This is a genomic window from Micromonospora sp. NPDC048868 (genome assembly GCF_043198195.1).
Classification (GTDB): domain Bacteria; phylum Actinomycetota; class Actinomycetes; order Mycobacteriales; family Micromonosporaceae; genus Micromonospora; species Micromonospora reichwaldensis.
This window is the reverse complement of record NZ_JBICUN010000001.1, coordinates 452,880-470,622: the sequence shown is the minus strand read 5'-3', so window position 1 is coordinate 470,622 and position 17,743 is coordinate 452,880. Positions and strand designations below refer to the sequence as shown.

Annotated in this window: 13 protein-coding genes; 6 read left to right on the top strand and 7 right to left on the bottom strand. The window is 68.8% G+C overall.

Going from position 1 to position 17,743, the window contains the following annotated elements; genetic code table 11:
* Positions 1–108 precede the first annotated feature (108 nt).
* Positions 109–924, top strand: coding sequence for a class I SAM-dependent methyltransferase (locus ACGFNF_RS02215; protein WP_393165191.1), 816 nt, complete (start codon positions 109–111; stop codon positions 922–924).
* Positions 921–1,322 (top strand): hypothetical protein, encoded by a 402-nt coding sequence (locus tag ACGFNF_RS02210; protein WP_393165189.1) that lies wholly within the window; start codon positions 921–923, stop codon positions 1,320–1,322. Before ACGFNF_RS02215 ends, ACGFNF_RS02210 begins: the two co-directional genes overlap by 4 nt.
* A gap of 108 nt (positions 1,323–1,430) precedes the next feature.
* Here ACGFNF_RS02210 and ACGFNF_RS02205 read toward each other — a convergent pair whose 3' ends face one another.
* Together ACGFNF_RS02205 and ACGFNF_RS02200 are read right to left on the bottom strand one after the other, a co-directional pair.
* Positions 1,431–3,014, bottom strand: coding sequence for a protein kinase (locus ACGFNF_RS02205; RefSeq protein WP_393165187.1), 1,584 nt, complete (start codon positions 3,012–3,014; stop codon positions 1,431–1,433).
* Between the two features lie 29 nt (positions 3,015–3,043).
* Positions 3,044–6,217 carry a type I restriction endonuclease subunit R gene (locus tag ACGFNF_RS02200; RefSeq protein ID WP_393165185.1) on the bottom strand — a complete coding sequence of 1,058 codons (3,174 nt, stop codon included), beginning with the start codon at positions 6,215–6,217 and terminating at the stop codon, positions 3,044–3,046.
* Positions 6,218–6,382: 165 nt separating this feature from the next.
* On the opposite strand from ACGFNF_RS02200, the gene ACGFNF_RS02195 reads away from it, so the two are divergent.
* Positions 6,383–6,574, top strand: coding sequence for a hypothetical protein (locus tag ACGFNF_RS02195; protein WP_393165183.1), 192 nt, complete (start codon positions 6,383–6,385; stop codon positions 6,572–6,574).
* A 6-nt stretch (positions 6,575–6,580) separates the two neighbouring features.
* Here the strand turns inward: ACGFNF_RS02195 and ACGFNF_RS02190 are convergent, their stop codons facing one another.
* Complete coding sequence (locus ACGFNF_RS02190; protein ID WP_393165181.1) at positions 6,581–7,819, bottom strand: helix-turn-helix domain-containing protein; 1,239 nt, start codon at positions 7,817–7,819, stop codon at positions 6,581–6,583.
* The gene (locus ACGFNF_RS02185) at positions 7,816–7,968 is read right to left on the bottom strand and encodes a hypothetical protein (RefSeq protein WP_393165179.1); all 153 of its coding nucleotides are present in this window, start codon (positions 7,966–7,968) and stop codon (positions 7,816–7,818) included. The genes ACGFNF_RS02190 and ACGFNF_RS02185 overlap by 4 nt, the downstream gene beginning before the upstream one ends.
* A gap of 192 nt (positions 7,969–8,160) precedes the next feature.
* Here ACGFNF_RS02185 and ACGFNF_RS02180 point away from each other — a divergent pair, with 192 nt between their 5' ends.
* Positions 8,161–8,940, top strand: a complete 780-nt coding sequence (locus ACGFNF_RS02180) for a GntR family transcriptional regulator (protein WP_393165177.1) — start codon at positions 8,161–8,163, stop codon at positions 8,938–8,940.
* A gap of 342 nt (positions 8,941–9,282) precedes the next feature.
* Here the strand turns inward: ACGFNF_RS02180 and ACGFNF_RS02175 are convergent, their stop codons facing one another.
* From ACGFNF_RS02175 to ACGFNF_RS02165, 3 genes are read right to left on the bottom strand one after another with little or no spacing between them, the layout of a single operon-like run.
* The gene (locus ACGFNF_RS02175; RefSeq protein ID WP_393165175.1) at positions 9,283–9,957 is read right to left on the bottom strand and encodes a restriction endonuclease subunit S; all 675 of its coding nucleotides are present in this window, start codon (positions 9,955–9,957) and stop codon (positions 9,283–9,285) included.
* Positions 9,954–12,002, bottom strand: coding sequence for an N-6 DNA methylase (locus ACGFNF_RS02170; protein WP_393165173.1), 2,049 nt, complete (start codon positions 12,000–12,002; stop codon positions 9,954–9,956). The genes ACGFNF_RS02175 and ACGFNF_RS02170 overlap by 4 nt, the downstream gene beginning before the upstream one ends.
* Positions 11,999–14,116 carry an N-6 DNA methylase gene (locus ACGFNF_RS02165; RefSeq protein WP_393165171.1) on the bottom strand — a complete coding sequence of 706 codons (2,118 nt, stop codon included), beginning with the start codon at positions 14,114–14,116 and terminating at the stop codon, positions 11,999–12,001. Before ACGFNF_RS02165 ends, ACGFNF_RS02170 begins: the two co-directional genes overlap by 4 nt.
* Before the next feature lie 189 nt (positions 14,117–14,305).
* On the opposite strand from ACGFNF_RS02165, the gene ACGFNF_RS02160 reads away from it, so the two are divergent.
* Both ACGFNF_RS02160 and ACGFNF_RS02155 read left to right on the top strand, forming a co-directional pair.
* A complete protein-coding gene (locus ACGFNF_RS02160) occupies positions 14,306–16,567 on the top strand; it encodes a hypothetical protein (protein ID WP_393165169.1) in 2,262 nt (753 codons plus the stop codon).
* A 244-nt stretch (positions 16,568–16,811) separates the two neighbouring features.
* Positions 16,812–17,591 (top strand): peptidoglycan DD-metalloendopeptidase family protein, encoded by a 780-nt coding sequence (locus ACGFNF_RS02155; RefSeq protein ID WP_393165167.1) that lies wholly within the window; start codon positions 16,812–16,814, stop codon positions 17,589–17,591.
* Positions 17,592–17,743 lie beyond the last annotated feature (152 nt).

Here is a 17,743-nt window from a genome sequence, read left to right as displayed (position 1 = left end):
GCCACCTTGCGGTCCCACAACACCGCTTTCTGGGCGGGAGCGGCAGCTGGCTGGATTCGGCACGCCGATCGGCAGGACGAGATCGGCCGGCCGCTGGGAGCGCCGGCCATGGATCGAATGGCCGCGCGGCCCGCCGAACACATCCTTGATGTGGGCTGCGGGTGCGGTGGCACCACGGCCGAACTCGCCGCGGCGGTCGGCGAGACCGGCGCGGTGGTCGGTGTCGACATCGCCGAGGCGATGGTGACCGCCGCCCGGCAACGGTTCCCCACGGACCGGTACCCGGGCATCCGGTTCCACGCGGCAGACATCGAGACCCTCGATGTCGTGCCGGGGGCACCGTTCGACGCGGCGTACTCGCGAATGGCGCTGATGCTGTTGGCGGATCCTGTCGCCGGCTGCACGACGATCCGGCGGTCCCTGCGCCCGGGAGGGCGCCTCGCCGCGACCGTCTTCCGCGACGGCAGCGTCAACCCATGGTTGTCCGCGGCGTTGCTCGGCGCAGCACCGCACCTCGGGCCGTTACCACCGCTGCCGGTGGGTGACGAGCCCGGTCCGTTCTCCTTCGCCGACTCGGCGCGGCTCGTCCGGGTCCTCACCGTCGCCGGTTTCACCGCCGTCACGATCACGCCGTGTGACGTCGTCATGAGTGCTCCAGACGATGCCGATGCGGTGGCCGAATGGCTGATCGAGGTCGGCCCCGCCGGTGCCGCGTACCGGGCGGCTCCGCTGGCTGGGCAGGTTTCGGCCCGGGCGGGGGCGGCCCGGCTGCTCGACCGGTTTCGTGAACCTGGCGTCGGCTACCGACTACCCGCCGGCCTCTGGCTCGTCACCGCGATCGCCGCCGAGGCTGACAAGCCGTCCGCCTCGGCCCGGCCGCCGGTCGCCCACCACCGACAACCATGTCAGGACGAGAACCGATGAGAACGATCCGAATGCTCGCGCCGACCCTCTGTCTCGTGTTCGCCCTGACGGCGTGTGCCGACGCCGGCGCGCCCGAGCCCTCCGGGGCCACGGCGGGCACCCCCGCAGCAGCCGACGCCGCCTCCAGCGCCATCGGATCCGCTCCGGCCGGTGGCGCGACGCCGGTGTCGGCGAAGGAGGTGTGTGCCTACCTGGACGGCCAGTTGCCGACGCTGAGGGGGATCGGCTCCGAGACGGGCGCGATGGCCAACCTCACCGTGAACCTCTACTCCTGGTACGAGAAGCAGGGTGCCGTGCCGACCGGCCGTCAGATCGACGACCAGACCCGGCAGGAATGCCCGGCGACCCGGACCGAGGTGCTCGAACTCGCCGGCATGGAGAGCTTCGAGCGGTTGTGATCGCCGCGAGCCGACCTCTGCGCAGAGGTCGGCTACGGGGTGCCGACATGACGCGACCTCCCAGGTCAGCTAAGAGCTGAGCCCTCTTGGCCCGATGTCGTCAGGGGCCTACCGACGCGTACCACCGGTGCGGCGTAGCCGGGTGAGAAGGCCGGAGATCTCCTGGGTCTCCTCGTGGTCCGGCCCGTAGACCAGCGAGAGGTCCTCGTGCAGTGGCACCAGCTCGGCCATTGCCTGTTCGACGCTGCCCTCGGCGAGCAGCAGCATGCCGATGTTGCGGCGTAGTTCCAGGGCGTCGGTGGACACGTCACCCTCGGCGGCACGGACGTGGATGAGCACCTGCCGGAACTGGCGCAGCGCGGCGGTGGACTGGCCCAGCTCCGCCCGGCAGTGCGCGGCCTGGCGTAGGCAGGCCAGTGCGTCGTCACCGGTCGGCCCTTCGGTGCGTGCGAAAGCCGAGTACAGGGCATCGAACTCCGGCAGGGCCTGGCGGAAGTCACCGCCGATGACGAGGATGGCCGCTCGCCGCTGACGGAGGGCGAGGACCCGGGGACTCTCGACGCCGAGCACGGCTGCCGCCGGTTCGATGACCTGTTGCAGCGCTTCCGCCGCCTGCGTGTACCGCTCCTCGGCGAGCAGGTCGTTGGAGCGGGACACCGCGCCGTGGATCGCTCCCCGCAGATCCGTCGGAGGGCCACCGGCGGACGGTTGCGACGGAACGGGGCGCTCACGCGGGTCTGGCACGGACGGGGCTTCCGGCCGCAGCCGTGGCGCGTTGGGGCGGCGGTACAGCAGCGTGGGGTCCGGCACGCCGGCCGGGAAGTGTCCGGCCGACGGAGGATGGGACCCCGGGGCGGGGAGGAACGGCAGCAACCGTTCGTAGACGTCGTACGCGTCCCGGGGGCGATGCTCGGGCGCCTTGGCGGTGAGCTGGAGAACCAGCTCCTCCAGGGCTTCCGGTACGTCCGGCCGCAGCTTGCTCAGTGGCAGAGGCGTCTCGGAGACGTGCTGCCGCATCAGCTCGAACTCGTTACCGCCGGCGAAGACGGTCCTGCCGACGAGCAACTCATGGAGCACGCAGCCGAGGGCGTACAGGTCGCTCTGCGGGGTGATCCGCGCGCCCTGGATCTGCTCCGGCGGCATGTAGTGGTGCGTGCCGATGACACTGCCGGTGACGGTGAGGCGGGTGACGTCGGTGCGGAGCATGGCGGCGATGCCGAAGTCGAGCACCTTGACCGCGCCGGCGTCGGACACCAGGACGTTGTCCGGCTTCAAATCCCGATGTACGACAGGGACGGCGTGGGCGTGGGAGAGGACCGTGCAGATCTGCGCCGCGACCGCCGCCGCCCAGTCGATGGGCAACGGTCGGAGTGGGTCGATGTAGGCGCGCAGCGAGGTGCCGCGCACGTACTCCATGACCAGGTAGACCTGGTCGTAGGTGCTGTCGAGCACGGCGTCGTACACCTGGGGGACGCCGTGGTGTTGGATGCGGGCGGTGACGCGGGCCTCGCGGCGGAAGCGCCTGGCGAACTCCTCGGCCTGCTCGGCGGAGGCGATGACGTCCGCGCGGATCAGCTTGACGGCGACCTCACGGTCGAGGACGGCGTCGTAGCCGCGCCAGACCTGCCCCATCCCGCCGGAGTTGATTTCGTCGACCAGTTCGTACCGGCCGGCGATCGGCTCTGCCCGCACTGTCCCCCCCCCCGCACGGTAGTGGCTTTTCAGGCGGCGTCGTCCACGACGCCTTCCTGGCGGCGGATCATCTGCCAGGCGGCGCTGCGGGCGCTGCGGTTGAGTGAGCTGCGGAAGTTCTGCTGCGGGTCGAAGTACTTGCGGCCCAGGTCGGCGGTGGTGTCGAAGTGGTCCATCATCTTGTCCTCGAAGACCGGGTCGAAGACGTGGCCGAAGTTCTCCTCGTCGTTGGCGACGGCGGCCAGCCGCACCTTCGGGTCGGCGAGCGCCTCGTGGAAGGGCTTGATGACGTCCTGCTCGGTGAACTCCGTGCCGTACTTCGCGTTGAACCGGTCGATGAGTTCCGACAGCAGCGACTTCTCCGACTCCTTCGCGCCGCCGGATCCGTCGCCGAAGCCCTTCATGTCGGCCGGTCCTTCCGGCAGGAGGCTGACGTCGTGCTCACCGGTCTTCTCCACCCGCAGGTGGCTGAGGTCGACCTCGCCGATGTCCACGCCGCCGTCGTCGCGGTGGGGCAGCCGGTTGAGCAGGTGCCGCCCGTAGAGGTAGAGGCGTTCCAGCTCCGCGTCGGCGTAGGGGACGATCCCGGAGAGGAAGCTGTATTTGCGCGCGTAGTCGTTCAGGTCGGCGCGGAAGGTCTCGGCCGTGGCCTGGTCTTCCTCGTCGTCGCTGTCGAGCAGCTCGGTGAAGCGGGCGACCGCCGGGTCGAGGTGCCGGTACAGCTCGGCGTGCAGCTTCTCCCACTTCGCCGTGTTACCGGCGGCCTGCTCGTCGGCGGCCAGCCAGGCCGCCGCGAAGGCGAGCATCTCGTCGTCGACGAGGAGCGCCGCGGACATCACCCTGCTCTGCGCGGTGTAGAGCAGGTTGGGGTCCGAGGGCAGGGTGGCGGCTTCTTCGAAGTACGGGCGGAAGGCTTCCTTGATGTCCTCCGCGTCGTTGACGAAGTCCAGCACCGCCAGGTCGGACTGGCTCTTGCGCTCGTAGGTGCGGTTGAGCCGGGACAGGGTTTGCACGGCGGCGATGCCGGTCAGCGTCTTGTTGACGTACATCGTGGTGAGCAGTGGCTGGTCGAAGCCGGTCTGGTATTTCTCCGCGACCACCAGGATCCGGTATTCGCGCTGCCCGGCGCCGCCGGCCTGGGCGGCCTTGTCGTCGGCCCGGGTGTACGCGAACGCCTTTTCGAGCGCGCTTTCGGCCAGCCCGCCGTTCTCCTTCGCCTCGGTGAGCTCCTCCCCGTCGTATTTCAGAGTGCCGGAGAACGCGACCAGGACGCCCGGGTCGGGGTAGCGGAGGTCGCCGAGGTACTTCCTGATCGAGCGGGCCATCTGCACGGCCTGTTGCCTGCCCGCGGTGACCACCATCGCCTTCGCCCGTCCGCCGAGCCTGCCGGCGGTGTGCGTGCGGAAGTGCTCGACGATGACCTGCGCGTGCTGGGCGACGGTCGAGTCGTGGGTGAGCGCGAACCGGGCCAGCAGCGGGTTTGCCTTGGCCCGGTCGACCTTCCGCTCGTCGGGGTTGCCGTTGACGAGCTTCCAGTAGGTGTCGTAGGTGACGTAGTTGCGCAGCGGGTCGAGGATGAACTCCTCCTCGATGGCCTGCCGCATCGAGTACGTGTGGAACGGGTGGAACTTCCCGTCCTCGCCCAGCGTGCCGAAGTCCAGGAGGGTCTTGTGCTTCGGCGTGGCGGTGAACGCGAAGTAGGAGAGGTTGGCGGCCCGGTGCCGCCTGCGCGCCTTGGCCTTCAGCTTGGCCTCGGTGCCGGCCGGCGCGGGAGCACTGATCGCACCCGGGTCGTCGGAGTCGGCGTCGAGGCCCAGGTCACGCAGCACTTCCCGGACGGAGCCTGCCGCTTCGCCGGACTGGGAGGAGTGCGCCTCGTCGATGACGATCGCGAAGCGCCGGCCCTGGATCTCGGTGGGGTTGCGCTTGAGGTAGTCCACCAGGGCCGGGAAGGTGTGCAGCGTGACGGTGACGATCTTGCCCGTCTCGCGGGAGAGTGCCCTGGCGAGCTGCTCGGACTTCGAGCCCTGCCTCTCGTCGATCTTCACCACCAGGCCGGCGGTCTGCTCGAAGCTGCCGACCGTCGCGCGCAGTTGGGCGTCGAGGTTCCGCCGGTCGGTGATGATGACGACCTTGTCGAAGACGGGGGAGCCCGGCTTGAGGCCGGCGGCGACCGCGCCGGGGTCCAGTTCGGCCACGTCACGGTGGGCGTGCAGGGACGACAGGCGGTGGCTGAGCCAGGCGATGGTGTTCGACTTGCCCGATCCCGCCGAGGCCATGATCAGGTAGTTGTGGCCGGCACCGTGCCGCGCCGCGTGCGCCGCCAGCTTCCGCACCGCGTGCCACTGGTGGTAGCGGGGGAAGATCAGAGACTTTCGGGTACGCCCGTCGGCGCCCTTCTCCTTGTGTAGATGCACGAAGCGTTCCAGCAGGTCGAGCCAGTTGTCCCGCTGCCAGATCTGCTCCCACAGATAGGAGGTGGCGTACTTCCCGTGCTCCGTGGCGGGCGGGTTGCCCCTGCCGCCGGGCCGACCCGGCCCCGCCGAGCCGGTGTCGAAGGGCAGGAACCGGGTCGACTTGTCGCGCAGTTGGGTGGTGACGAAGACCCGGTCGGGGTCGACGGCGAAGTTGGCGATCACCCGCCGGGAGAAGATCAGCTCGGTCGGGTCGCGATCGGTGCGGTACTGCTCCTTGGCGTGCGCGACGCCCGAGCCGGTGAGCGGGTTCTTCAGCTCGGCGGTGGCCACCGGGATGCCGTTGAGGAACAGCGCGAGGTCCAGCCGGTTGCCCCGGTCGGACTGCTTGGTCGCGTACGCCAGCTCCCGCACGACGGTGAGCCGGTTGTGGCGGTAGTCGGCGAGGACCGCGTCGGACTCGACAAAGGACGGCTTGAAGTACGCGACCCGCAGGCGTACGCCATGGTCCTTGACGCCCTTGCGGAGCACGTCGAGCAGCCCGTCGGTGGCGATGGCCTGGTCGAGGCGCTTGACGAACCCGCGCTGTGCGGCGGCCTGGTCGTCGCCGTAGAAGGCGATCAGTTCCTTCCACTCGGCGGTCTGGGTGGCGCCGATGAAGGTGAAGAGCTGGGCGGTGTCGAGGCCGAGTTCGGGGCGGTAGTCGGCGTTGTCGCCGCGTTCCCAGCCGTTGGCGAGGAGCGCGGCGACGATCGCGTCCCCGAAAGTCTGTTCGTGGTGGACCGCCATTGCCGCCTCCCGCAACGGGCCCGGGCCTCGGGCCACCGCCCACAGGAGACTACTGAGCAGTGGGCGTACCGCCCAGTTGCGCCGTTCGTCTGTCGGCATCCCGTCGGTTTCCCACCCCGCCGAGGTGCGTTCTTCGCCAGCATCGTGAGTCTTGTCGGCGAACTCATGACGGCCATCGCTCTCGTGCTGACGTGGGTCGCGATGTGGAGCCCCGCCGCGTGGGCCCGGATCGACAACCTGCTCGTCTTCATCCCGGGCACGATCTCCATGCTCTGTGCGGTGCTCCTCACCGGCGGGAAGGCGCTCGACCGGGTGGTCCGCATCGCAAAGGACTCCGACCCCGACGACGACGGGTAGCGCGGATCAGAGCTGTCGGGTGAGGCCGAGGGTGGCGGCGAGGCGGGTCACGTCGGCGGCGGGGGAGCCGGCGCGGAGCACGGCGGTGAGTGCGGTGTGGGCGGCGGGGCGCAGGCGGATCTCGGCGGGGGCGATGGCGTCGGCGGTGACCAGGGCGCGTCCGGCGGCGTGCGGGTCGCCGAGGTCGAGGTGGGTGCGGGTGATGTCGATCAGGTGGGCGGCCCGGTGTTCGGCGGGGAGCAGGTGCCAGGCGTCGTCGCCGGTGGCCCGCCGGTGGGTGATGACGGCCAGATGATGGTCGCCGAGGTGCATGGCGGTCAGGGCGCGGGCGAGTTCGACGGTGGTGGGGCCGAACCCGACGCCGTCATGGTCGCGGTGGTGGCGTTCGTCGTGGGTGGCGGCGAGTTGGGCCGCGCGTTCGATGAGGTCGGCCGTGGCGGCGGCGTCTCCGGACGCGGCGGCGGCGAGGGCGGCTTCGATCAGCAGGGTCCCCGTCAGGGCGGGCCCGCCCGCCGGGCAGTCGGGGGGCCGGGCCAGGTCGAGTTGGTGTACGGCGGTGAGGGCGGCGGTCATCGCCAGTCGGCCCCGCCGCAGGGCCCGGAGCGCCTGTGCGAGGGAGACCGCCGCGAGGCCGGCACGTCGTGGGTCACCGGCGGCGGCGGTCATCGCCCGGTCGGCGGCCAGCCAGGCCAGGTCGGCCTCGCCGAGTTTGACCAGCACCTGGGCGGCGAGCCGGTAGACCCGCACCAGCACCTCGGCCGTGGACGTGTTGCCCGGCTGCGGGTGGCAGGTGTGGCGGCTGTCGCCGAGCAGGTCGGGCAGCATCCGCAGCACCTGGGGGTGATGGCCGTTGCGGTACGCCGTCCACGCGTACCCCGCCTGGCCGTCGAGCTGCCGCACCGACGGCGGCGGCGACTGGCGGTCGTTGCCGGAGCCGGGCATGTCGTAGCGGGCGAGCGCCGCCCGCACCCCCTCCACGGCGCCGCCGCTGTCGGCGGCCCGGGCCCGCTGGACCTTGCCGGCGAGCAGGACGCCCGGGGCGACGCCGAGGGCCCCGGCGACCGTCTCGATCACCGAAAGTCGATCGAGGGTACGTACGCCACGCTCCACCTTGTCCACCCAGCTCTTCGACTTGCGGATCCGGTCGGCGAAGACCTGTTGACTCATGCCCCGACGCGCCCGCAACTGTGCCACCCGCCGCCCGATCGGCAGCTCGTTGCCGTTGCGCCGGCCCGGTCCGGTCACCGCTTCCACTCCGCGGGCCGCATGGCGTCAGTGGATTCCCCGCAGCGCGGACACCACCGTGACTTGACCTTGAACGCAAGCAGCCCGAGCAGGAAACCCGGCATCAGCCCACCGAACACGACCGACAGAACTTCGGAGATCACGAGCACCCTTCTCCTTCCTGGATCGATGACCGGGGTGGGGCCTTACGGCACTGGGGAGAAAGTTAGCGCACTTACTTGCGTGATCGGAAGCAGCAAAGTGCGCTAACATTGGACGTGATGAAGGCACCCCGTTTGCTGCGCCTACAGGTGCATGGTCGACTTGACGCGAGCAAGTGCGTCGGGTTGAAGGGGCTACCCATGACCAGCAAGGAACCGCCGAACTACCAGCGCGTCGTAGACGACCTGCGCTCGCGGATCCTCTCCGGTGAACTGGGCCCTGGCGACAGACTCCCCACGGAGAGGGAACTTCAGCAGCGGTGGGGCTTCTCCACGACGATCATCAAGCATGCCCTCACCCTGCTTCGCAGCGAAGGACTCATCGAGGGGCGACGAGGTTCCGGCAACTACGTCCGCAACCGGACGAGGCTCGTCCGCCGCGCCCACTCCCGGGACATGCGCAAGCGCATCGGCAGCACGTCGCCGTTCGCCCGAGACAGCGAAGCCGCAGGTAAGCGACCGAGTTGGGAGGCAGACAGCCGCAAGATCCCGGCGTCGGCCTCTCTTGCCGAACGACTCGGCATCCAGCCCGGCGACATGGTCATGCACACCAAGTACCGGTACCTCGCCGACGACACCCCAATCCAGCTCGCCGACTCGTACGAGCCGTTGACCATCACGGGCGGCACCCCCGTTGAGTACCCCGAGCAAGGGCCGATCATCGGCGTGGTTGCTCGCATGGACTCCATCGGTGTGGCCATCGACCGCTTCGTGGAGGAGGTCATCACCCGACCGGCCATGCCCGGCGAGGCAGAAGCCCTCGAACTCGACAGACGCGGCGGCATGTGGGTGATCTCTGTCGAACGCACCTACTACGCCGGCCAAACCGCCGTCGAGACCGCCGACATCGTGTTCCCTGGCGGCAGGTACCGGCTCGTCTACGAGATGCCCATTGACCCGTGGTCGCCATCCGTCGGGTAGGTGCCCCTGGCGTTTCCCTGCGGCCGCGCCGGCCGCGCCCGGTCACCACTGCCCAAGCCAGCTACTGCTTTGTCAAGCTTCGGAGACTGGGCACGCGCTCGCGATCATCTGCGTGCAGCAGACCTTCACCTGGAAGCGGGCGTATGGCTACCTTGCCTGAGCCCTGGGGAGAGCTCCGCCCATCTTGCCGATGTGTATGACGCCGAGGTGTCCCGAGAGTTGATCAATCAGCCGGGTCGCCGCCAGCGTCCTGGACGCGATGGACGCGTGGCGGCAACGGCAGGCGATGGTTGCGGCGGGGGTAAGCGGGACGAGGTCAGCCACGCTGTACTGCTTGGCGCGTTAGTCCTCGATTCCGCGTCCGCTAACGGTGTATGTATCGATATTGCCGGTCACGGCGGCGGTGATTAGGGCCTGTCTGCGTTCGGTCAGGAGGCCAATTTGCCGATCAATCACAGCACGCAGTCGATCGATGCGGATGGTTTCGGCGTCGAGGAAGTCGGCGATGCGGCGCTGCTCATCGACGGGCGGTAGCGGGATTCTCAACTGCTCTATGTCCGGCATGTAGATCGTCTTGTGTGTAGAACCGGCCGCGACTCGTTTGAGGTCGTTGGCCATCGCCCGTAGGGCGTGCAACAGGTAGCGGGGATCTAAGTCCGGGCCACAAGTCCAAGTCGCGAAGTCCTGGCTGGTAGCCATGTCCTCGCCCATGATCGCCGAGAATCCCACTGACGCTGTCCTAGATAGAATGACGGTGCCAGCCGGGTGCTTGACGGCGGCAGAGTTCGCCAGACCGACCTCGCTGATCTTTTCTTTGGTGTCCGTGATGACGTTCGTGCTGCCGTCGCGAAGTTGCCAGACGTCAGCCAACGTGATCCAGGGGATGGAACAGTTCTCCCAGTACCCGGGGACGCTCCGGCTCGGGGTGTGGCCAGTCCCCAGCCGGGCGAGGAACCTGATCGGCACCGTGGGCCATCGCGAGTTGGCAAGCCAGGGCGCGATTTGCGTCTGGGTCACTTCGTCACCTCGCCCAGCAGCGCCTGGATCTCGGCCTCCAGTGCCTTCAACTCCGCGTCGATCTCGGCCAGCGGCCTCGGGGGCTTGTAGACGTAGAAGTGGCGGGTGAAGGGGATCTCGTACCCGATCTTGGTTTTCTCGTGGTCGATCCAGGCGTCCGGGACGTGGGGGAGCACCTCGCGGCGCAGGTATTCCTCGACGTCCTGGTCCAGCGGCACGTTCTCGTAGTCGCGCAGTTCCGCGTCCGGCTCCGGTTCGCCCTTGACGAGCTGCACCTCGCCCTCCGTGTCGCGCACGCCGACGATGTCCCGCATCGCCTTCTGGAACGCGGTGCCGGTGGGCCAGGCCGCCCCGCCCTCGGCCATCGCCTTGCGCAGCGCGTCCCACGCCGCCCGCTTCGTCGTCCACACCTGCCCGACCAGCGGCTTCAACGCGGTGGTCAGCGCCTCGACGTCCGGCAGCTTCTGGATCGGCTTCGAGGCGGCCAGGGCGGTCAGCGTCTCGTCGGTGACCTCGAAGCGGAGCTTCAACGGGCGTTCGACGGTGATCCGGCGGTAGCCGAAGTCGTCGTTGGCGAAGACCTTCACCTTGCCGTGCTGCGGGTGCTCGGCGTCCTGGGCGACGTCGAGTGCCTCCGCGTACAGCCGGGTGATGTCCTTGATCTGGTCCGGGGTGACGTACTTGCGCTTGTCGCCGAGCGACTTGCGCATCTTGGCGAACTGGTCGCGGGCGTCGAGCAGGACGACCTTGCCCCGGTGGCCCCTGGCCTTGCGATTGGTCAGGATCCAGAAGTAGGTGGAGATGCCGGTGTTGTAGAAGAGTTGGTCGGGCAGAGCGACGATGCCTTCGAGCCAGTCGTTCTCCAGGATCCACTGCCGGATCCGGGACTCGCCCGACTCGGCCGCGCCGGTGAAGAGGGGGGAGCCGTTGAAGACGATGGCGATCCGGCTGCCGCCCTTGCCGTCGAGGGTGACCGGCTTCATCTTCGAGATCATGTGCTGGAGGAAGAGCAGCGAGCCGTCGTTGATCCTGGGCAGGCCGGCGCCGAACCGGCCGCTCTCGCCGAGCGTCTCGTACTCGTTCTCGACCTCGTCCTTGACCTTCTTCCACTCCACGCCGAACGGCGGGTTGGCCAGCAGGTAGTCGAAGTGTTCGCCGCGGTGGCCGTCGTCGCTGAACGAGTTGCCGAACTTGATGTTGTCCGGGTCCTGATCCTTGATCATCATGTCGGACCGGCAGATCGCCCAGGACTCCGGGTTGAGTTCCTGGCCGAAGACGGTGACGGTGGCGGACGGGTTGAGCCGGGTGATGTGCTCCTCGGCGGCGGACAGCATGCCGCCGGTGCCGCAGGCCGGGTCCATGACGGTGCGCGAGGTGCCCGGGATGCTGAGCGCGTCGTCGTCGGGAGCGACCAGCAGGTTGACCATCAGCTCGATGACCTCCCGCGGGGTGAAGTGCTCACCGGCGGTCTCGTTGGACTGCTCGGCGAAGCGCCGGATCAGCTCCTCGAAGACGTACCCCATCTGGTGGTTCGTGACGTTCGGGACCGGCTTGCCGTCCTCGCCGAGGATCACCTTCCCGGTCTTGTTGTCGCGCTGGTGAGGATGCAAATCGAGGTCCGCGAAACGGCCGACCACCTGGTAGAGCAGGTTCGCGCTGTCGAGTCGCCGCACCTGCTGGGCGAACTCGTAGCGCTCCATCACCTCCTGCGCGTTCTCGGAGAACGCGCCGATGTAGGCGAGCAGGTGCTTCGCCGTCTGGCCGGAGTCGTTGGCGATCGACTTCAGCGTGTAGCCGCTCACGTTGTAGAAGCGGTGCCCGGACGCGCGGCGCAGGAACCGGGAGACGTCCACGTCCTGGCCCCTGAAGCGGTCGAACTCCGTCAGGACCTTGTCCCGGGTGAGGTCGAGGACGCACTCCAGCCGGCGCAGCACCGTGAACGGCAGGATCACCTTGCCGTAGTCGGACTGCTTGTAGTCGCCGCGCAGGAGGTCGGCGACCGACCAGGCGTGATTCGCCAGCTCGGTGTGCTTACTGCTGTTCAACGTGATCCTTCCGGTGGGAGCAGTGCACCGCCGGTGAGGCCGGCGGCCAGGGTGCGGGCGGTCTCGTCGGCGAGGCGGTTGGCGATGTCCACCGCGACTCGGAGCGCGTGGAGCTGGCGGAACGCCTTGCCGTACCGCTGTTGTTCGTCGAGGGGGAGCAGGGGGATCCGCAGGCGTCTGGGGTCGACCCGGACCACGGTGGTGCCGGACGACGCGGCGCTGAGATTGTCCTCCGCGGCCAGGAACCCGGCCAGGAACCACGGGTCCAGGCGGGCCGGGTCGGGACGCAGGAGGTGGAGGTGCCGGCCGAGGAGGTGGCCGGCGTCGCGGGCGTCGGCGACGCGCGCGGTGCTCACGCCTTCGTGCAGCATCTCGGGGAGGATGACATCCCCCGCCTCGATGGTGACGTCCTCGTCCGAGCGTTCCTCCTCGCCGGCACCCGAGGCCGGGCGGCGGGACACCACGTCCCGCGCGGTGAGTGTCCGGGGCAGCTCGGAGTCCTGTAGGGCAGGGCTCGAACCGCGGATCGCCGCTGGCGCGCGGAGCAGCGTGAGGGCGGCACCCCGCAGCAGGTCGGCGACGGTGGCGGTCCGCCAGGATCGGGGATCGGCGCCGGCAGGAGGCCAGGTGTGACCGCCGCTGAGGGCCACCAGCCCGTTGGCCGCCAGCCGCAGCCGGCTCCTCAGCTCGTACGCCATCTCGGCGAGTTCGTCGGGCTTCGCCGCGACCGGGGCGGCACGTACGTGACGCGCCGGGCTCAGGTCCACCGCCTCGTCGAGCAGGTCGACGACCGGGACGGCCCGTGCCACGCCCGCAACGGGATCGTAGTTGTCGGGGTGTCGGTCGAATTCGTGCCAGGCGTCGAGCGCCGCGCTGCGGACCGCCGGCCAGTCCAACGTGGAGCGCCTGTCCGGCGTGTCGCGGGTGTCAGTGGTTCCGGTGCCGGCGCTGTCGACCATCAGGACGGTCGGCGGCAGGGTCGCCTGCGGGTGCGGCCGTTCGAGCAGCCACAACTGGAGGCCGATGTGCAGCGGCTGGGCCACCCCGACAGGCAGGGCGACGATGGCACGTAGCGCACCGCTGCGGACCATCTCGGCCCTGATCCGCCGCCCCGACGGCCGGAAGGCGGCTCCCGGCGGCATCAGTAGGACAGCACGGCCACCCGGGGTCAGGTGCGCGAGACAGTGTTGCAGCCATGCCAGTTCCGACTCGCCCTTCGGCGGCAGCCCGAACACCCACCGCGGGTCGTACGCCAGGTCCTCGTGGCCCCACTCGCGGTGGCCGTAGGGCGGGGTGCAGAGCACCGCGTCGGCGGCCAACGTCGGGAACGCGTCGTCGCGCATGCTGTCACCGACCTGGACCTGTGCCTTCGTCCCGCCAGCCTGCACGGCGAGGCGGGCGGCAGCCTGCGCGGCGAACACCCCCACCGCGTCCTGGCCGTACAACTCGTGTGCCCCCCGCCCGGCGGCGGCCAGCAGCAGCCCACCCACCCCGCAGGCCGGGTCGAAGACCCGATCCGGGTACGGCTCACCCGGGCCGGCGAGAAGCTCCGCCATCAGATCAGCGACGGGCGGTGGCGTGCGATAGGCGCCCCCGGCCTTGCCGTCCCCGATTTCGCCCTCGGCCAATACCTCCAGCGTCTGCGCCGCGCCCACCTCGTCGACGCAACGCAGCAGGGCACGAAGCACCTGGGCCGCGTCGGGCTGACCCGTGAGACTGCCGATGCCGGGGATGTCGACCGCGTACGACCGGCTTGTTTTCGCAGCCCATGCGGACAGTTGGTCATCGGGCAGCCCGACGGCCTTTTCCACCTCGCTGTCGGCTACGCGACTCGCCGCGACGACGAGCGGCAACAGTCTGCTTCGGTGGGCGAGGTCGGGTGCGCTGGTCCGTAGGGCCGTGCGCAGATCGTCGGCGGGGGAGCTGGCAGGCAGTTGCCCGCGCGCGGAAAGCCAGGCCCGGACGGCGTCCAGGTCGTACGCCGGGCTGGTCTCCGTCCCGCCCGACGGGGCGGGGAAGTCGGGATGACGCCGACGCCAGTTGCTCACGGTGGCGCGCGTGACCCCGGCCAGCCGGGAGATCTCGGCGGCGGTCACCTGGGTGGGCTGCGGCATGGGCGTCCTGTCAGTGGTCCTGCGTCTCGCCGTCACCCTACACGGGCCCGATCGCGCCTAGGCTGTTTGACGGCGCTTTCAGTGAAAAGTGTGCTAGGGTCGCTTTCATCAAGGCGCGGCCGGTCGTTCATCTCCCCCTGCCCGCGTTCGACCCCTCGGGCCTGCCACCCCCCTCCAGGAGGACCCTCCGTGTCCATCGCCGTGCAGAGTTCCTACACCGCCGTCAAGAGCCGAAACCAGAGCCGGGAGAGCTGGTCGGTCATCTTTCGGCACCCCAGCAAAATCGATGCGGGTACGGGTGAGCCCGGCCGCCGGGTTCGTCGGGCGCTCGGGACGGCCGATGACGCCGAGGCCGCCAGGATGGTCGAACAGCTCAACGAGATCCTGCGCACCCCGGACCTCTGGGAGCCGACCGCACGGGCGAGCGCCGAAGCGCGATTCGACGCCCGGATCGTGGAGATCTTCTACGAGGACGGGGAGGCTGTGCAGCTCGACTTTGCAGGCGTACGCGAAGAGCTTCTTCCGCTCCCCACCGCGGCGGACGGCTACGAGACCGTGATGATGCTCGGCACGACCGGGGCAGGCAAGACGACGGTGGTGCGGCAGCTCCTCGGCACCGATCCGGAGACCGAGCGTTTCCCGTCCACGTCGACGGCGAAGACGACCGTCGCCGATACGGAGCTGATCACCAGCACGGACGAGACATACCACGCCGCCGTGACGTTCACGCCTCGCGACGAAGTGATCGACTACCTGAGTGACAACGTGTCAGCCGCCGCGCTGGCCGCCTTCAACGGCAAGGGCGACGCCGAGGTCGTCCGGCAGCTTCTCGATCACGTCAACCAGCGATTCCGTTTCAGCTACGTGTTGGGCCGCGCCACCGCGCCGGCCTCCGACGACCTCGTGGACGATGACGTCGACGACGGCGAGGAGATCGACCCGACCGAGTACGGCCAGGTCGACATCGAATTCACCCAGCAGGTGATCCAGAAAGCGGTGCGCTCGGTCCGGACGATCGTCGAGCGGTATGCCAGCGACACCCGGGACGCGTTCGATCCCAGCGAGGAAGACGAACGGGCCGTCGCCGAATACATCGAGGAGAACCTCGACACCGCGTTGCGGCAGTCCGACGAGTTCCACGGCATCGTGGATTCCCTGATCGACGAGATCGAGAAGCGCTTCACCACGCTGGAAGTCGGTGACCTACGGCGGAACCGGCAGGACTGGCCGGTCAGCTGGTTCTGGAGCACCGACGACAGAACGGCGTTCATCAAGAACGTCACCAGATTCTCCAGCAACTACGCCCCGCTGTTCGGTCGCCTGCTCACGCCGCTCGTCAACGGCATCCGCGTCAGTGGCCCGTTCGTACCGCAGTGGGCCGCCCAGCCGGCCAAGCTCGTCCTGGTCGACGGCGAAGGTCTCGGCCACACCCCGAAGTCGGTTGCCACCCTCTCGACCAGGGTCGCCCTGCAGCTCGAGAAAGTCGACGCCGTGCTCCTGGTCGACAACGCGGCCCAGCCGATGCAGGCGGCCCCGGTGGCGGCGCTTAAGGGCATCGCCGTCTCGGGCAACGCGATGAAACTGCACTTCCTCTTCACTCACTTCGACCAGGTCAAGGGCGACAACCTGCCGACATTCTCCGCCCGGGAGGAGCACGTGCTCGCCTCCGTGGAGAACGTGCTCAAGGCGATCGGCGACGAACTCGGCCCGGCCGCCGAGCGCGTCCTGCGTCGCCGCCTCGACTGCGCACGGTTCTTCGTCGGCGGGATCCACGAGCCGCTCAACGCGAGAAAGAGAATGGGAGGACGGTCGATTGAGGAGCTCCAACGGCTGGTCGACGCCCTGGCCCACCCGGAGCAGGCTGTCGAAGCTGGCCCCAGCCGGCCGGTCTACGACCGGATGAATCTCTCCCTCGCGGTGACCGAAGCGGCAAAGAGCTTCCACCTGCGGTGGCGGGGACTGCTCGGGTTCGAGTTCAACCCGGACGCGCGGAAGGAGCACTGGACCCGCGTCAAGGCGTTGAGTCGCCGCCTGGCGGAAGGGTGGGTGGACGAATACGACAACCTCAAGCCGGTCGCCGATCTCCGCTATGCGCTGCAAGCGCAGGTGTATCTCATGCTGCAGCAGCCGGTGCGCTGGGACGGGGGCCAGCCGAGCGACGACGAGAGGCAGACGATCATCGACGAGGTATCGAATGCCGTGACCGGGGAGCTGATCGATCTGGCCCGGCGCAGGCTCCAGCACGAAGTGCAGCGCAGCTGGCAGACGGCCTACAACCAGAGCGGCAAGGGATCCACGTTCGTCCGCGCCCGCATCATCGCCTCCGACATCTACGACAAGGGCGCCCCGGTGCCGACTGTCAACGCATCGCCGGACCAGAACCGCTTCCTGAAGGATGTCGCCGAGATCGTCTCCGAAGTGGCCCAGGAATTCGACATCGTGCTGGAGTGAGCGTCGGGGCGCGTGGGTGCCGACGAGTCGCGCAGCGGAGCGTTTCGCCGGGGAGGATCGTCAATGCATGTGCCTGACCGACATAGTTGTGTCAGCTCGGTATGTGTTGAACACCATTGCTTTTTCTGGCGGTCTACCCGGCGTCAAATCACATCCCCGGTCGAGCAAGCCTTTCCATCGATAAACCTTCATGGCAGGATGTGGGCCGAACAATTAACGGCTTAACAACACCTGGAGGTCTTGAATGCGTAGACGATGGTGGAGTCTGGCGGCAGCCTCGCTGCTCGCGGCGGTGACGCTGGTGGCTCCGGCGAGCCCCGCGATGGCCGCGCCGACGTTCAAGGTTCCGTTCCCGTGTGGCCAGTCCTGGTCCGGGCAGACCCGTACCAACCACAGTCCGGCCAACGCGATCGACTTCAATCGCACAGACGACCTCGGCGATCCGGTGGTCGCCAGCGCCCCCGGCACGGTCGACGTGGTGACCGACCTCGGTGGTACCAGCTATGGCAAGTACGTTCGGATCAACCACGGCGGCGGGTACAGCACCTACTACGCGCACCTGAACGGCTTCAATGTCTCCGTCGGGCAGACGGTCGGCTACGGCCGGGTGATCGGTTACGTGGGCAGCACTGGCGGTTCGACCGGCCCGCACCTGCACTACGAACAGCGCTCCAACGGCAGCGCCATCCAGATCCGGTTCAACGGCGCGCTCGCCCTCTACTGGGGCACGAAGAACTACACCAGTGACAACGGCTGCAGCGGCGGCGGCACCGCGACCGGCACCGTCGGCACCAGCGGCACCCCGCTGACGGTCCGCTCCGGCCCCGGCACCGGCTACTCAGCCGTCGGCACGCTCGGCAACGGCAGCACCGTCACCATCTACTGCCAGACCAACGGCACCACGGTCACCGGCACGTACGGCACCAGCTCGATCTGGAACCGGATCGGTACCGGCCGCTTCATCGCTGACGCCTACACCTACACCGGATACGACGGCTTCATCCCGAACGTCCCCCGATGCTGACCTGATCGGAAGAGCCCCTTGTGCAACGCCCCACGTTCACAGGGGCCCTTCCCGTCCTGACCCTCCGGGACGCAGTGCTGCCCGGCCGGATCCTGAGGAATCGCACGGAGGACACATGATTACGAGAAGGAAACTCCTCATCGCTACCGGTG

What these genes read in the sequence shown, in the direction of transcription:
- ACGFNF_RS02165 (WP_393165171.1), bottom strand. Translation starts at nt 14,116, where the DNA reads ATGCCGCAGCCCACCCAGGTGACCGCCGCCGAGATCTCCCGGCTGGCC.
- ACGFNF_RS02180 (WP_393165177.1), top strand. Translation starts at nt 8,161, where the DNA reads ATGACCAGCAAGGAACCGCCGAACTACCAGCGCGTCGTAGACGACCTG.
- ACGFNF_RS02195 (WP_393165183.1), top strand. Translation starts at nt 6,383, where the DNA reads ATGACGGCCATCGCTCTCGTGCTGACGTGGGTCGCGATGTGGAGCCCC.
- ACGFNF_RS02210 (WP_393165189.1), top strand. Translation starts at nt 921, where the DNA reads ATGAGAACGATCCGAATGCTCGCGCCGACCCTCTGTCTCGTGTTCGCC.
- ACGFNF_RS02215 (WP_393165191.1), top strand. Translation starts at nt 109, where the DNA reads ATGGATCGAATGGCCGCGCGGCCCGCCGAACACATCCTTGATGTGGGC.
- ACGFNF_RS02155 (WP_393165167.1), top strand. Translation starts at nt 16,812, where the DNA reads ATGCGTAGACGATGGTGGAGTCTGGCGGCAGCCTCGCTGCTCGCGGCG.
- ACGFNF_RS02200 (WP_393165185.1), bottom strand. Translation starts at nt 6,217, where the DNA reads ATGGCGGTCCACCACGAACAGACTTTCGGGGACGCGATCGTCGCCGCG.